This is a genomic window from Serratia sp. root2 (assembly GCF_031931805.1).
Classification (GTDB): Bacteria; Pseudomonadota; Gammaproteobacteria; order Enterobacterales; family Enterobacteriaceae; genus Serratia; species Serratia inhibens.
In genome coordinates this window covers 1452027-1466665 of record NZ_JAUJXB010000001.1, presented here as the reverse complement: position 1 = coordinate 1466665, position 14639 = coordinate 1452027, and the positions used below count along the sequence as shown (strand labels likewise).

General features: G+C 59.4%; 12 protein-coding genes. 7 read left to right on the top strand and 5 right to left on the bottom strand.

Going from position 1 to position 14639, the window contains the following annotated elements; translation table 11 throughout:
- Window positions 1–195 precede the first annotated feature (195 nt).
- A complete protein-coding gene (locus tag QZQ97_RS06530) occupies window positions 196–1401 on the top strand; it encodes a serine hydrolase domain-containing protein (RefSeq protein ID WP_311992775.1) in 1206 nt (401 codons plus the stop codon).
- A gap of 30 nt (window positions 1402–1431) precedes the next feature.
- Here the strand turns inward: QZQ97_RS06530 and QZQ97_RS06525 are convergent, their stop codons facing one another.
- The 5 genes from QZQ97_RS06525 to QZQ97_RS06505 all read right to left on the bottom strand — a co-directional run bounded on the left by QZQ97_RS06525 (window position 1432) and on the right by QZQ97_RS06505 (window position 6217).
- The gene (locus tag QZQ97_RS06525; protein WP_311992774.1) at window positions 1432–2739 is read right to left on the bottom strand and encodes an MFS transporter; all 1308 of its coding nucleotides are present in this window, start codon (window positions 2737–2739) and stop codon (window positions 1432–1434) included.
- Window positions 2740–2857: 118 nt separating this feature from the next.
- Window positions 2858–3499, bottom strand: a complete 642-nt coding sequence (locus tag QZQ97_RS06520; protein ID WP_311992773.1) for an N-carbamoylsarcosine amidohydrolase — start codon at window positions 3497–3499, stop codon at window positions 2858–2860.
- A gap of 9 nt (window positions 3500–3508) precedes the next feature.
- A complete protein-coding gene (locus tag QZQ97_RS06515) occupies window positions 3509–4261 on the bottom strand; it encodes a maleate cis-trans isomerase family protein (RefSeq protein ID WP_442995133.1) in 753 nt (250 codons plus the stop codon).
- 16 nt (window positions 4262–4277) lie between these two features.
- Window positions 4278–5072 (bottom strand): alpha/beta fold hydrolase, encoded by a 795-nt coding sequence (locus tag QZQ97_RS06510; RefSeq protein WP_311992772.1) that lies wholly within the window; start codon window positions 5070–5072, stop codon window positions 4278–4280.
- Complete coding sequence (locus tag QZQ97_RS06505; protein WP_170865708.1) at window positions 5069–6217, bottom strand: FAD-dependent monooxygenase; 1149 nt, start codon at window positions 6215–6217, stop codon at window positions 5069–5071. Before QZQ97_RS06505 ends, QZQ97_RS06510 begins: the two co-directional genes overlap by 4 nt.
- Window positions 6218–6550: 333 nt before the next feature.
- Between QZQ97_RS06505 and QZQ97_RS06500 the strand changes: the two genes are divergently transcribed.
- The 6 genes from QZQ97_RS06500 (at window position 6551) to QZQ97_RS06475 (ending at window position 14638) form a co-directional block, all read left to right on the top strand.
- A complete protein-coding gene (locus QZQ97_RS06500) occupies window positions 6551–7609 on the top strand; it encodes a 2,5-dihydroxypyridine 5,6-dioxygenase (RefSeq protein ID WP_311992771.1) in 1059 nt (352 codons plus the stop codon).
- Between the two features lie 67 nt (window positions 7610–7676).
- Entirely contained in the window at window positions 7677–8150 is a 474-nt protein-coding gene (locus QZQ97_RS06495) for a MarR family winged helix-turn-helix transcriptional regulator (protein WP_311992770.1), read from the top strand.
- Between the two features lie 216 nt (window positions 8151–8366).
- The gene (locus tag QZQ97_RS06490; RefSeq protein ID WP_311992769.1) at window positions 8367–8906 is read left to right on the top strand and encodes a (2Fe-2S)-binding protein; all 540 of its coding nucleotides are present in this window, start codon (window positions 8367–8369) and stop codon (window positions 8904–8906) included.
- On the top strand, window positions 8899–12474 hold the full coding sequence (locus QZQ97_RS06485; RefSeq protein WP_311992768.1) for a molybdopterin cofactor-binding domain-containing protein: 3576 nt from the start codon (window positions 8899–8901) through the stop codon (window positions 12472–12474). Before QZQ97_RS06490 ends, QZQ97_RS06485 begins: the two co-directional genes overlap by 8 nt.
- 612 nt (window positions 12475–13086) lie before the next feature.
- Window positions 13087–13332: a hypothetical protein gene (locus QZQ97_RS06480; protein ID WP_311992767.1), complete on the top strand. Its 246-nt coding sequence runs from the start codon at window positions 13087–13089 to the stop codon at window positions 13330–13332.
- A gap of 37 nt (window positions 13333–13369) precedes the next feature.
- Complete coding sequence (locus QZQ97_RS06475) at window positions 13370–14638, top strand: HlyD family secretion protein (RefSeq protein WP_311992766.1); 1269 nt, start codon at window positions 13370–13372, stop codon at window positions 14636–14638.
- Window position 14639 lies beyond the last annotated feature (1 nt).

Genomic DNA, 14639 nt, shown 5'->3' with positions numbered 1-14639 from the left:
TTGTGATGTCTGTTCGGCGAACAGGGGCGCAAGAAATTGCGCCCCTGTTTTATTTGGCAGCTTGATGGTTCTGAGGGGATAAACGACACAGCCCGCTAGCCACTGTCGAGTGGGCCGGTAAAAACGCCGGCAGAAAGTCGAGGCATTGCTGGTGCAATGGTTTATCATGCGCCGGTTAATTTTGGCCTGTGAGCAATGAAGATAAAAATCCCCCTCAAGTGCTGTGTCGCCCTTGGCATCCCTTTGCTGATCTCCGCCTGCGGTTCGTTGTCGCGCATGCCGACCGATGTTTCGCCGCTGGAAAGCCGGCGTTTGGCATGCAGCGGCGATCTGCAGGCTGAAGTCGACAGCCTGGCGCGGCCGATGATCGACGGCCATCAAACGCCGGGGTTGGTAGTGGGGATCCTTACGCCGAACGGGCAAGCGCGCACCTTTGGCTACGGGGTAACCGATACGCGGCAGGGCTACCCGATGAACGGCAACACGCTGTTTGCCGTGGGGTCGGTCAGCAAAGGGTTTATTGCCGAAGTGACGGTGGTGCTGGTCAACAAAGGCGTGCTGCATTGGAACGATACGCTGGCGACGCTGCTGCCGGCAGGCACGCCGCTCAGCCCGGATGCGGCAAAAATCACCTTGCTGCAATTGGTGACTCATACCTCGGGCCTGCCGCGACAGATGATGACGCCGGATATGCTCGGCGCCTTCGCACGTTATCTGTTTACCGGCGATAATTTCTATCGCTCGCTGGATACGCCAAAATTTCTCGATTATCTGGCGCATTTCGATGCGCCAACAGTGGAAGAGCCACGCTATTCCAACCTGGGTTATGCGCTGCTCGATTACATCTTGCAAAGGCGCACCGGCAAAACAGTGGATCGTCTGACCACCGAAAACATCCTCCAGCCGCTGGGGCTGACCCATACCCGCTACGATGCGCAGCAGTTGCCAGGCTACCCGCAACGCGCCATTGGCCATGCCGGCGATCAGCCCAAGTTTATCCGCCGTGGGCAGCCGGTGCCCGACTGGCGTTTTTCTTCCTATATGCTCGGCGCCGCCGGGCTCTATACCGATGCCGACGATTTACTGCGTTATGCGCGGGCGCATGTCGAGCCTACCGGGTCGGCGGCGCTGGACAAGGCGCTGAAAGACTCGCTGACCGTGCGCTTTGCACGCAGTAAAGAGGCGGCGGCCATCGCCTGGGTAGTGGATGACGTAGGTGCCCAGCAAATTACCTATCAAGTGGGGTTTATCGGCGGCTACTCCAGCTATATCGGCCTGGACTTGCGCCATAAGACGGCGGTGGTGGTTCTGCAAAACAGCTTTAACTGGACCAATAATATCGGCCACCGCTTGTTGCAGCGCATGGGGGAAGCTGCGGACAGGCATTTTACCTGCCAATAAGCCGGGCTCCGCGCACGGAGCCCAACCTCTTCAGCGATTAACCACCTTGGCCGGCAGAGCGATCACCAACAGCGAACTGAGCAGCAGACAACCGGCAAAGGCCCACAGCGCGCCGCCGCTTTTGCCGGTCAAGTCCAGCGCCAAACCCATCAGCGAGTTACTCACCAACCCGGCGATATTCGCCAGCGAGCAGGCCAGCGCAAAGCCGGTTGCCGCCGCCGTACCGCGCAAAAAAGTGGCGGGCAGACTGAAGAACACCGGCACCGCGCCGATGATCGCCGCCTGGGCGATGGAGAACAACAGCACCGTGGCGATCACGTTATGGGTGAAGAAGGTGCTGCCGGCCATCGCCATCGCGCCGACGATAAACGGCACTATGATGTGCCAGCGTCGCTCGCGCATGCGGTCGGAACTGGTGCCAATCAGCAGCATGCCCAACAGGGCGGCGACGCTCGGCAGCGCGGTCAACAGGCCGATGGTGGTAATGTCGGTGACCCCGGCAGTTTTGATGAAGGTCGGCATCCAGAACCCCATCGCATAGGCGCTGAGCAGGATCGAGAAATCAATGCCGCCCAACATCCACACCTTGAGGTTAAAGAAACCGTCGCGGAAACTGTGCTTGCTGTGGCTGGCTTCGGCATCGTCATGCGCCAGATCCTGCTCAATGCGTTTTTTCTCGTCCTCGGTTAACCATTTTGCCTGCCGATAATTATTGGGCAGCACCCAGAAGGTGATCACGCCCAGCAGCACGCTGGGGATCCCTTCCAGCAGGAACAGCCATTGCCAGCCGTGCAGCCCGTGGCGCATATCGAAATGCCCCATGATCCAGCCGGAGATCGGGCCGCCGATTACGCTCGACAGCGGCAGGCCGATCATGAACAGCGCAATGATGCGGCCACGACGATAGGTGGGGAACCATAGCGTCAGGTAATAGAGCACGCCGGGCAGGAAGCCGGCTTCCGCCACGCCCAGCAAAAAACGTATGGCGTAAAACTGATTCGGGGTGGTGACGAACAGGGTGCCGGCGGAAAGCAGGCCCCAGGTGATCATGATGCGGGCAATCCACACCTTGGCGCCGACGCGTTGCAGGATCAGGTTGCTCGGCACTTCAAACAGGATATAACCGACAAAAAACAGCCCGGCACCCAGCCCAAAGGCGGCTTCGCTCAGTTGCAGTTGATCGGCCATCTGCAGCTTGGCCAGCCCGACGTTGATGCGGTCAAGGTATGCGGCCAGATAACACAGGCAAAGAAACGGGATCAGCTTCCAGGTGATTTTGCGGTACAGCAGCGATTCTGTTCCCGCTTTCCCCGCTAACGGGGTTTCAACAATGGCCATGATGATGTCTCCAGGTGGTGCATAGTGGCCTCCGGAGGAGGAGCGTTGTGTGTTTGCTTTTGAGGCGCTTTCCGCGCCTTCTTTATTGTTCAGCTCTCCGTGCAGGTGAAACTCTGGGTTACAGCCGGTTCAGATAATCGAGGGTCTCCTTTTTCGTCACTACGTCGCCGTATTTGCTGTCGATATCGAACAGATTGGCTTCGTGCGGGCCGGCGTGACGGTCACCCACGCATTCACGCACCACGATAGTGCGAAATCCGTGTTGCACGGCGTCCACCGCGCTGGCGCGGATACAGCCGCTGGTGGAACACCCGGCCAGCAGCAGGGTATCGATGCCGAGCGCCACCAACATCGGCGCAAGCGACGTGCCGAAAAAGGCGCTGGCGTATTGTTTGGTCAACACCACCTCGGTCGCTAGCGGCGCAACCTGGGGGCAGAACGCCGCCAGCGGGTTGCCCTCGACCATGTCTTTCATCACCGGCGCTTTTTTCACCCAGATGCCGCCATCGGCAAAATGCCCCGCATGATAGCGGATATTGGTGTGGATCACCGGAATTCTCACCTGGCGTGCGGTGGCCAACAGCGCCATGCTTTCGTCGACTGCGCTGACCACGCCGGGGGCGAACAGCGGTGCGCCCTCGGTGGTGTAAGCCTGCATAAAGTCGACCACCAGCAGCGCCGGGCGGCGGCCGAAACCGATCCGGTTGCCCCAGACGCCGCTGTAGTTATCGATGAGAGAGTTATCGGCTGCGGATGCCATTTTTCCTCCTTAATAGGCGCCGGACAGCAGGGCACCGGCGCCGGGCACGATCGGCTCCAGCTCCAGCGCGGTCAGCATGGCGTAGGTGGTGGCGATGGCGGCGGTCAGCACCGGCTTGCCGGTTTGCGCTTCAACGGTGGATACCGCAGGTAAAGACGGCATTTGCACGCAGGCGGACAACACAATGGTGTCTACGTCGCTCAGATCCATCTCGGCGACAATTCCCGGCAGTTTGGCCGGATCGTGACGGCCCACCGCCAGGTTGTCCGGGATCTCCAGCGCGCGCCACACCTTGACCTCAATGCCTTCGTGTTCGATGTAGTCCACGACCATTTGGGTCAGCGGCTTCATGTAAGGCGCCACCAGCGCGATGCGTTTGGCGCCGAGCACTTTCAGGCCACTGACCAGCGCGCCGGCGCTGCTGATCACCGGTGCGGCAGCATTGTTGTCTTGGGTAACCTTTGCCAGCCGGGCCTGTGATTCACGGTGATAACCCAGCCCCATCGACATGATCGCCACCAGGCAGGCATAGCCGAGCACGTCGACCTGCGCGTCGGAAAGCTCCAGCGCGCAGCGATCTGATTCGGCGTCCATCGCCGCCAGTTCCGCCTTGCTCACATGCTTCATGCGCATGCGGCTGGAATGAAAGGTAAAACGCTCAGGGCGGATCAACTGGCGCGCGGTCAACATCGCCGGAATTTCGGTTTCCATCGTGGTGTTGGAACTGGGTACGATCTGGCCGATACGGTAATTTTTGGTCATGGAAAATGCTCCTAAGTTAATCCAGAAAATCGCCCAGGGCGCGGAAGAAACCGTCAAAATCGTCCCACGGGATCATATGCCCGGCGTTTGCCACGTGCGCGAGGGTGATTTCCGGTTGTAACGCGCGGATCTCCGCCTCATCTTCCGGCAGTATCACGCCACCCAGGCCCGCGACCATCAGCAGCGTCGGCATGCTCAGGTCGGGATAGTCGCGGTGGCTGTCTACCTGATGAAAATCTTCATAGGCACGTTGAATGGCCGGTTCATAGCAGGTGTGCAGCCATTCGGCGCGCAACTGACGCTGCTCCTCGCTCCAGCTCGGGCAGTAGGTGCGCATCTGTTCGGCATCCATCCCCGGCAGCGACTGGCGGATGGAATCGACGTACCACGGCCATTTACCGGGATAGTCGCGGCGGCCGGGGCCGGAAACCGGCGGATCGACCAGCACCAACCGGCGCACGCCGGCCGGTTGCAGCACCGCAGCGCGCAGGGCAAAACGCGCGCCCATGGAGTGGCCGAGCAGCGAATAGCTGTCCAGCTTCAGCGCGGCGGCGAAAGCGTTGACGTCCTGCGCACAGGTTTCGGCGTCATAAGCCAAATCCGGGCCGCTGGAAGACAGGCCGCGCCCGCGCACATCCAGCACGTAGGTGTCGTATCTTTCTCCCAGCCGTTCGGCGACGAACCCCCAGGTGATCGCCGGGCTGGTGATGCCGGGGATCAGGATCAACGTCGGACCCTGGCCGCCGTAGCGCAGATAGTGCTGGCGGATGCTGTTGGCCTGCACGTTGGCGCCATACAGGAAACGGCTCATGCGGCGTTCTCCGATTTCAGCGCCTGTGCGTACAGGTCATAGCCGTACACCCAGGCCGGATCTTCCTGCGTGCGCAGGAAAGTATTGGCATTGGACACTGCCTGCACGCGAGAGGCGCGCTCTTTGCGGTTGGCTTCATACAGTTGGAAGGCGGTACGGTAGTCGGTCAGGCCGGTTTCCTGCAGGCAACGGGCCAGCATGGCGGCATCTTCGATCGCCATCGCCGCGCCCTGCGCCATATGCGGCTTCATGGGGTGGCAGGCGTCGCCGAGCAGCACCATACGGCCTTCGCTCCACAACGGCAGCGGTTTGCGGTTCAGCAGCGGCCATTTGGTGACCTGCTCGCTGGACTCGATCAGCGCTTGTACAATCGGGTGATAACCGGCGAAGGTTTCGTACATTTCTTCGCGGCTGCTGTCGATGAAGCTGCCCTGAAAATCCCACGCCGGGTGGGGTACGCCGCTGACGTAATAGTATTCGTCGCGTTTTTGCGTGGTGTAATAAACCATCAGGTGGCGATCCGCCGACCACCACTTCACGCAGTCTTCGAAGCTCAAATTGTATTTGGCCAGTTTCTCGCCGCGGATCAGTGCGCGGTGGGCCACCCAGCCGCTGTAGGTTGGCGCTTCGACGCCTAACAGGTGTTCGCGAATGCGTGAATTGATGCCGTCGGCGCCAATCACGATATCGGCGGTGGCGCTGGTGCCGTCGGCGAAATTCAACACTACCTCGTCGCCGCGATCTTCAATCTTGCTCAGGCATTTGCCAAAGTGCACGCTGCCCGGTTGCAGAGCGGCCATCTGCAACGCCTGTAAATCGCCACGATGCACGGTCACGTATGCCGCGCCGTACTCTTTGCGGGCAAATGCCCCCAATTCAATGCGCGACAGATAATCGCCGCTTTCGGCATCGCGGCTGAACCAGAAATCCGGGTGCGAAGCCATTTGCTCCAGCGGCTGTTCGATGCCGAGGCGGCGGAAAATCTTCAGTACGTTCGGGCCCATGTGGATACCGGCACCGAGCCGCGAAAACACCGGGCTTTGCTCATACAAATCGACGGTAAAGCCGGCTTTTTGCAGCAGACCGGCGGCGGCAGCGCCACCCAGGCCTGCGCCAACTACGGCAATGCGTTGTTGTTTGCTCATCGTTTTTCCCCTGACTGTTGGTCTTTTTACGCGTTGTCCGCAACAATGTCGGACGAGTAATTTATAGTGTATACACTTAATATCGCAAAGTTGCACAAGTGTTAATTTAGATCTCGCTCACGCTAATGGGACGCAACTTGCTGGTAAACTCATGTTAATCACAGCCTGTTGCAGGCATAAAATAGGATTTACTTATGGGTGGCGTTAGCGGCTTGCTTCTCATTGAATTTTAGTCTTAGATGATTAAAAGAGTGTGTTCACTTTAATTTGTGCAAAATAACCTCACCAGCGCCAAGTGCGTCGGTCATTCATTAGCGAGACGGGAGATACACCATGGCGGTCAATGAGAGTCAGTTGGTTCAACTGTTCGAGCAGGTGCTTAGGTTGTCGAAAGTGGATGCTTCGCAGAGCGTAGCCATCCTGAAAAGCCACTATTCCGATGCGCGTACGGTGCGCGCCGCCACCGATGCCGCGCTGCGGTTGGGGGCCAAGGTTTATACGGTGGAGCTCCCCTCGTTCAACCATCCGCGGGCGATGGGCAATGATATGACCGCTTACTGCGGCGACACGGCGCTGACCGGCAACCCTGCCGCGCAGCGTGCGCTGGAAGCCGCCGATTTGATCGTCGACACCATGATGTTGCTGCACTCGCCGGAGCAGGAGCAAATATTGAAAACCGGCACGCGTATACTTTTGGCGGTCGAGCCGCCGGAGGTGTTGGCACGGATGTTGCCTGACTCAGAAGACAAGGCGCGAGTGTTGGCGGCGGCTGCGGTGCTGGAACAGGCGAAGCTGATGCGGGTGACATCCTCCGCCGGCAGCGATTTTCATGCACCCTTGGGGCAATATCCGACGGTGACCGAATACGGTTATGCCGACGAGCCGGGACGTTGGGATCACTGGCCGAGCGGTTTTCTGTTCACCTGGCCGAATGAAGAGCAGGCGGAAGGGGTGCTGGTGCTGGACGTCGGCGATATCCTGCTGCCGTTCAAGAGCTATGCCCGTGAACGCATTACGCTGGAGATTGAAAAAGGCTTCGTGACGGGTATTCACGGCGGCTTCGAAGCGGAATATTTGCGTGAATACATGAAGTATTTCAAGGATCCGGAAGTGTACGGCATCTCGCATATCGGTTGGGGCCTGCAACCGCGCGCCCAATGGACGGCAATGGGCCTGCACGATAAAAACGACGGTATGTGCATGGATGCGCGCGCATTTTACGGCAACTTCCTGTTCTCCACCGGCCCGAATACCGAAGTCGGCGGTACGCGAAAAACGCCGTGCCACATGGATATTGCGTTGCGTCGCTGCGACATCAGCCTGGATGGCCTGACGGTAGTGGCTGAAGGGGAAGTGGTAGCGCCGGAGGCATCACGGGTGCGCCAGGGTTAACCGTTGCTGTTAACCGCGGGGGTTTGTACTATTCTCGGTAGTTTCCATAGATGGTGAGAGTAACGCAATGACGCCCCCCGAATACTCGGCCGCCGATGACGGCAAAGCCGAAAACTACCATTTTACTGAACAAGTCGGGCACCTGCTGCGCAAGGTTTATCAACGCCACGTGGCGATATTCCAGCAGAACGTCGGGGATTCGCAACTGACCGCCGTGCAGTTTATTACTCTGTGTGCGGTACGCGACATGGGGCCTAGCTCATTGACCGAACTGGTGCAGGTGACGGCGGTCGATCAGGCCACCATTCGCGGTATCGTCGAGCGCCTCAAGGCGCGCGAGCTGATCACCGTAATGCCGGATCCGATAGACCGGCGCAAAGTGGTGGTCGGGTTGACCGATACCGGCGTCGGACTGCTGGCGGCAACGGTGCCGCATGCGGCGAAGATCACGGAATTAACCTTCGGTACGCTCAATCCGGCCGAACGTGTAGCTTTGATGTTCCTGCTCAATAAAATGCTGGAAGACCAGCCGCCAGGCTGATTGGCTCCCCGTAACTGCGGTTGTCCGGTGAGTGGCCTGCGGCGAGGTCACGGCCCACAATACATACCCTATAGCTTTCAAGTTGCAGCCAGGCACCCAGCTTGCGCATCCTCAGGAGCTTATTCCGGTAAGTGACTGGGGATGCGTAAGTGCAGGTAACAACGCTGCGGCTTGAAAGATGACGGGTATAACCGGAGCGCAGGCGGAGACGCGAGAATGGCGATATCTGAAGTGCCAACGTCCAGGGAGGGGGCGGTAAAAACGCTGACGGAGCATCCGTTGATGCTGTCGGTGAACGGAAAAAACATTCATACCCAGGTCATGGCGGACACGCCGCTGCTGTTGGTGCTGCGCAACGATCTGGCGCTAAACGGCCCGAAATACGGCTGTGGCCTCGGCGAATGCGGCGCCTGCACTGTGCTGATAGACGGCATTGCCGCACGCTCCTGCGTGATCCCGGCACTGGGCGTGGCCGATAGAGCGATCACCACGCTGGAAGGGCTGGGGGATCGTGATCACCTGCACCCGGTGCAACGCGCCTTTATTGAAGAGCAGGCCGCGCAGTGCGGTTATTGCCTGAACGGCATGATCATGACCACCAAAGCCCTGCTGGATCGCAACCCTTCGCCGAGCGACGGCGAAATCCGCCAGGCGCTGTCCGGCAATCTGTGCCGTTGCGGCACCCATATCGAAATCCTGCGCGCGGTTCAGCGCGCCATTATTCTCTGCCGCAGTGAGGAAACCCCGCATGACTGACGCCCGTTTCTCATTGCCGAGCCAGGCCGAATTACTGCAACGTAACGGCACGCTACTGGTTATTGATCAGATCCAGCCGCCGCCGGGTCTGGTACCGAAAGGCCAAACGCCTACCCTGAAACCCAAAGAGCAGGGGCTGTTTATCGCCATTTGCGACAGCGGTGAGGTCTACGCCTTTAATGGCCATGTCGATCTCGGCACCGGTGTGCGCACCGCGCTGGGGCAGATCGTCGCCGAAGAGCTGTATCTGCGAATGGAACAGGTCTGCATGGTGCTGGGTGATACCGAAAGTACGCCAAACCAGGGGGCGACCATCGCCAGCGCCACGCTGCAGATTTCCGCCGTGCCGCTGCGAAATGCCGCCGCCGAGGCGCGCCGCTGGCTGCTGCAACAGGCGGCGCAGCGTTTTAACAGCGCGGTAGATCAACTGACGTTGAGCGACGGCGCTATTGTGGGCCCGCAAGGGCAGACGTTGACCTACGGCGAGCTGGTGGCGGGCGTGCATGTCGAGTTGCCGATTTCCGGCGACGCGCCGCTCAAACCGCAGGCCGAATACCGGCTGGTGGGCACCGGCACTGCGCGGGTCGATATTCCGGCCAAGGCGACCGGCGAAACGACCTATGTGCACGACATGCGCCTGCCGAATATGTTGCATGGCCGGGTGATCAGACCGCCGTACGCCGGTTACGACAGCGGTGAGTTCGTCGGCACCAGCCTGCTGGCAGTGGATGAGCAGTCGATCGCCGCTATTCCCGGCATCGTCAAACTGGTGGTGATCGGCGACTTTATCGGTATCGTCGCCGAGCGCGAGGAGCAGGCGATCAAGGCGGCGCAGACGCTGCAGGTGAGCTGGAAGGATTGGCGACGCAATCTGCCGCAGATGACCGACGTGGCACAGGCGCTGCGCGATAATCCGCATTCGACGCGGGTAGTGCATGACACCGGTAACGTCGATGCGGCGCTGGCGTCCGCCGATCGGCGTTTCACCCGCAGCTATCTGTGGCCGTACCAGCTGCATGCCTCTATCGGCCCTTCTTGCGCGTTGGCGGACTACCAGCCGCAGCAACTGCGAGTCTGGTCCGGCACTCAAAATCCGCACCTGCTGCGCGCCGACCTCGCCTGGCTGCTGGAATACCCGGAAGCGCAGATTGACATTATCCGCATGGAAGCCGCCGGTTGTTATGGCCGCAACTGCGCCGACGACGTATGCGCCGATGCGGCGTTGCTGTCGCGGGCGGTGGGCCGCCCGGTGCGGGTGCAACTGACGCGCGAGCAGGAACACCTGTGGGAACCGAAGGGCACTGCACAGCTGATGGAAGTCGATGGCGGGCTGGACGCCGCAGGCCATCCCGTCGCCTACGATTTTCGCACCTATTACCCCTCAAATGGCGCGCCGACGCTGGCGCTGCTGCTGACCGGCAGGGTGGAACCCGTGCCGGTGGCTTATGAAATGGGCGACCGCACCTCGGTGCCGCCTTATGACTACCCGGCGCTGCGCGTCAGCATTGAGGATATGGCACCGATTGTGCGCGCTTCCTGGATGCGCGGCGTGTCGGCGTTGCCGAATACCTTTGCGCACGAGTCTTATATCGACGAACTGGCTAACGCCGCCGGCGTCGATCCGCTGGAGTATCGGCTGCGTTACATCAACGATGAGCGCGCCACCGAACTGATGCGCAGCACCGCTGAACGCGCCGGCTGGACACCCCATACCGAACCGATGCAGACACCGGCGGAAGACGGCGTACTGCGCGGGCGCGGTTTCGCTTATGCGCGCTATATACACAGCAAGTTTCCCGGTTTTGGCGCCGCCTGGGCGGCCTGGGTCGCCGACGTGGCGATCGACAAGGCCAGCGGCGAAGTGGCGGTCACGCGTATTGTGGTGGGGCATGACGCCGGCATGATGGTCAATCCGGACGGGGTGCGTCACCAGATCCACGGCAACGTGATCCAGTCGACCAGCCGGGTATTGAAAGAGCGCGTCACCTTCGAAGAATCGACGATTTCCAGCAAGGAATGGGGCGCTTACCCGATATTGACCTTCCCGGAGGTGCCGGAGGTCGATGTGGTGATGATGCCGAGGCCGTACGATCCGCCGCTGGGCGCCGGTGAGTCCGCGTCGGTACCCAGCGCGGCGGCCATCGCCAACGCGGTGTTTGACGCCACCGGCATTCGCTTTCGCGAATTGCCGATCACCTCCGATCGACTGCGCGAGGCGTTGAACGGCCCGGATAGCGCCCGGGAAGAGCCTGCACCGGCGACCAAACCCAGGCGCAGCAAATGGTGGTTCGGTAGCGCGGCGGGTATTCTCGGCGCTCTGTTGGGCGTCGCGGCTACGGCGCTGCCGTGGCGGACGGCGATTGCACCGGTCGCCACACCGGGCGCAGGCACCTGGTCCGCCGCGACCCTGGAACGAGGCCGCCAGTTGGCCGCCGTCGGGGATTGCGCGGTCTGTCATACCGCCTCGGAGGGGGCGACCAACGCCGGTGGCCTGGCGATGGAAACCCCGTTCGGTACCCTGTACAGCACCAATATCACCCCGGACGTGGCAACCGGCATCGGCAACTGGTCGTTTACCGCTTTCGATCGGGCGATGCGCCAGGGCATCAGTCGCGACGGCCGCCATCTGTATCCGGCGTTTCCTTATACTTCGTTCAGCAAAATGACCGACGGCGATATGCAAGCGCTGTATGCCTACATGATGTCGCAGCCTGCGGTCGCGCAAAGCAACCCGGCTAACCAGATGCGTTTCCCGTTTAATCTGCGCCCGCTGATGGCCGGCTGGAATGCGCTGTTTCTACGTCAGGGCGAGTACCAACCGGACCCCACGCAAACTGCGCAGTGGAATCGCGGATCTTACCTGGTCAACGGGTTGGGCCACTGCGCCGCCTGCCATTCGCCGCGTAACCTGATGGGGGCGGAAAAGGGCGGCGCCGGTTTCCTGGCAGGGGCGATGGTGGACGGCTGGGAAGCGCCGGCGTTGAACCAACTGGCCAATGCGGACAAACCCTGGAGCGAAGAACAGCTGTTCCGGTATCTGCGCAGCGGCCACTCCGCCGAACACGGCGTGGCGGCCGGGCCGATGGGGCCGGTGGTCAGCGAACTGGCTACGCTGCCGGAATCGGACGTGCGGGCGATGGCCGGCTATCTTATCTCCCTGAGCACCCCGACAACGTTAAACGTGGAACCGCAGATACAGCTGGCCGGAAGTCTGCAACCCGCACTGGCGCAACAGGCCGGCGAACGTTTGTTCCAGGGCGCTTGCCAGGCTTGCCACAGCGCCGCCAGCGGTGGGCCGCAGCTGTTTGGCGTCAGTCCTGATTTGGCCAATAACACCAATATTTTCAGCGATCGGCCGGATAACCTGATCAAAGTGATCCTGCAAGGCATTGCCAAACCGGCCACCGCGGATCTGGGCTTTATGCCGGGCTTCAAGGACAGCTTCTCCGATCGGCAGGTAGCGGATCTGGTGAATTACCTGCGTCAACGCTATGCCGGCCACAAACCGGCATGGCGAGAGGTGGAAGCTCAGGTAGCCAGGCTGCGCGCCAATCCGGGCAGCCATTAGCGGCGTTATGGCCGCTGCAGGAACGCCACCCGCCGTTGCAACGGCAACGGCAACGGCGCCAGCTTGCGCGCCGCCATTGCCGCCCGCCGCTGTTTCGCCATCTTTTCTTCATCGGGTTATTAATCCTGAATATTGAGATTGTTTGGCGTTCAGTTGCATAAATCGAATCGCTTTTCGTGATGACTTCAGTTTTTATCCTGGTTGTTCATTTAATTAATTTGGGCGGTTTTTTTAGTTGTTGATGTTAAGTGAAGGTATAAAAATATTTTGATGATTTAATTAAGTTATACCTTTAATTGATATGTAATTATTTTATTTATTCCTTTGTTTATTGTTGACTTGGTTGTTTTTTGTGTTTATACAATTAGCAAAATGATTAGATGTGTGGTTCGTAAAAAATATCATAAATGGCGTTGGAGGGAGTTGTGGGAATATTAACAAAATCAGAGATAGATATGATTGGCGGCGGAAAATGGACGCAGGGCGCATCGGAAAAAAGGTCTGGTAGTTATAATGGTGGAACCTGCCGTTGGTAATTTTATCCTAAACGGTAATTTTTAATGCAATATAGTCTGCGTGGTTGAGTTATATTGTTTTTGGTGGGGTTAATCGTTGAAAAGCAAAGGTGTGGCGATTTTTGTTGGCATATTTCTCGTCTTTTCATTGTCCCATGATTTATTCAGAGCTGTGGGGCTAAGCCAGTCTGGTGGCTGGTTTAATATCGATATCCCTGATGGGTGGGCGAAGTGTATTATTATTTTCTGCGTGCCGGTGGGCATGATTGCTACAATAAAATGCCTTTCTATTGCGCTACATTGGTGTATCCGCATGGGGAAAAGTGCGGGAAAAGGAAAATAACCGCCGGTTTATAAACGGGCCTTAAGGTGTAATCCCCATGACAGGACGTCCGCCCCAGCTTTATCGAGAGGGCTATTTCGCCGCACAAGCGACAAAGGCCGAGGGCGAAGTCGTTATTCCGCCCAGCCTCAGTTTAACCGCCTATGCCTGGGCCAGCGGTGTGCTGGTGCTGGCTATCCTGCTATTTCTGATGCTGGGCGAATATACCCGTAAAGCGCGGCTGGAAGGTGTGGTCATGCCCTCCAGCGGGCTGATCAAAGTGGTTGCCCGCAACGCCGGGCAGGTCACTGAATGTCTGGTGGCAGAAGGGGCGGCGGTTAAGGCCGGCCAGCCGCTTTATCGGCTCAGCGGCGAGCATTTCAACGGGCAGGGCGTTGGCGCGCTGGCGTCGGTGGCTGCGTCACTGGATCAGCAATACCGCATGCTGGAACACCAGCGCGAACAAGAGCGGGCGACCAGCGCTCTGCGGCAAACCGGCGTGCGACAGCGTATCGCGCAGCTGAATGACGAACTGACCAGCCTGGGTTCTGCGTTGGCGCTGGTTCAACAACAGGCGGCGTTCTCGCATTCGGTGATGGCGCGTTACCGCAAGCTGATAGCCAAAGGCTATGTGTCCGAAATCGAATTCCAGCAAAAGCAAATGGAACTGTCGACGATGCGGGAAAAGGTCGAAATCCAACGGCAGGCGCAGCTGAGGTTAAAGCGCGAACTGGCGGCGGCAGGCTCGGAACTGCAAACTCTCCAGCAACAACAGCAGGGGCGGGACGCCGAGCTTGAACGCCAGTTGCAGGGCATCGATCAGCAAAAAATAGAGCTCGGCGCCCAGCGCGACAATACGCTGACTGCGCCGGTAGACGGGTATGTCGCCGTAGTGCTGGCCCGCGCCGGGCAGACGGTGAAACCCAGCGATCCTTTATTGATGATGGTGGCGGACGGGGCGCAGTTGCAGGTAGAGCTTTTTGCCCCGAGCAAGGCGGTGGGCTTTATCAAACCCAGCCAGCGCGTCGGCCTGCGTTTTGCCTCGTTCCCCTATGAAAAGTTTGGCGTGCAGTACGGTTCTACCCGCACCATCACGCATGCCAGCCTCAGCGCCGGCGACGCGCTGTTGCAAAATCCGCTGGTCTGGAAGGAAAACGAAGGGCATTACCGCGTGATCGTGGCGCTGGATAAAACCACCATTACGGCTTACGGCAGGCAGGAACCGCTGCGCGTCGGCATGGCGGTGTCCGCTGACATTGAGCTGGACAGCCGTCGCCTGTACGAATGGCTACTGGAGCCGTTATGGAGCCTGCAAGGGAGGATGTAAG

Excerpts from the sequence above, each read along its gene's own strand:
- QZQ97_RS06520 (WP_311992773.1), bottom strand. The coding sequence starts at position 3,499 with ATGGCATCCGCAGCCGATAACTCTCTCATCGATAACTACAGCGGCGTC.
- QZQ97_RS06510 (WP_311992772.1), bottom strand. The coding sequence starts at position 5,072 with ATGAGCCGTTTCCTGTATGGCGCCAACGTGCAGGCCAACAGCATCCGC.
- QZQ97_RS06495 (WP_311992770.1), top strand. The coding sequence starts at position 7,677 with ATGACGCCCCCCGAATACTCGGCCGCCGATGACGGCAAAGCCGAAAAC.
- QZQ97_RS06475 (WP_311992766.1), top strand. The coding sequence starts at position 13,370 with ATGACAGGACGTCCGCCCCAGCTTTATCGAGAGGGCTATTTCGCCGCA.
- QZQ97_RS06505 (WP_170865708.1), bottom strand. The coding sequence starts at position 6,217 with ATGAGCAAACAACAACGCATTGCCGTAGTTGGCGCAGGCCTGGGTGGC.
- QZQ97_RS06515 (WP_442995133.1), bottom strand. The coding sequence starts at position 4,261 with ATGACCAAAAATTACCGTATCGGCCAGATCGTACCCAGTTCCAACACC.
- QZQ97_RS06500 (WP_311992771.1), top strand. The coding sequence starts at position 6,551 with ATGGCGGTCAATGAGAGTCAGTTGGTTCAACTGTTCGAGCAGGTGCTT.
- QZQ97_RS06530 (WP_311992775.1), top strand. The coding sequence starts at position 196 with ATGAAGATAAAAATCCCCCTCAAGTGCTGTGTCGCCCTTGGCATCCCT.
- QZQ97_RS06485 (WP_311992768.1), top strand. The coding sequence starts at position 8,899 with ATGACTGACGCCCGTTTCTCATTGCCGAGCCAGGCCGAATTACTGCAA.
- QZQ97_RS06525 (WP_311992774.1), bottom strand. The coding sequence starts at position 2,739 with ATGGCCATTGTTGAAACCCCGTTAGCGGGGAAAGCGGGAACAGAATCG.
- QZQ97_RS06490 (WP_311992769.1), top strand. The coding sequence starts at position 8,367 with ATGGCGATATCTGAAGTGCCAACGTCCAGGGAGGGGGCGGTAAAAACG.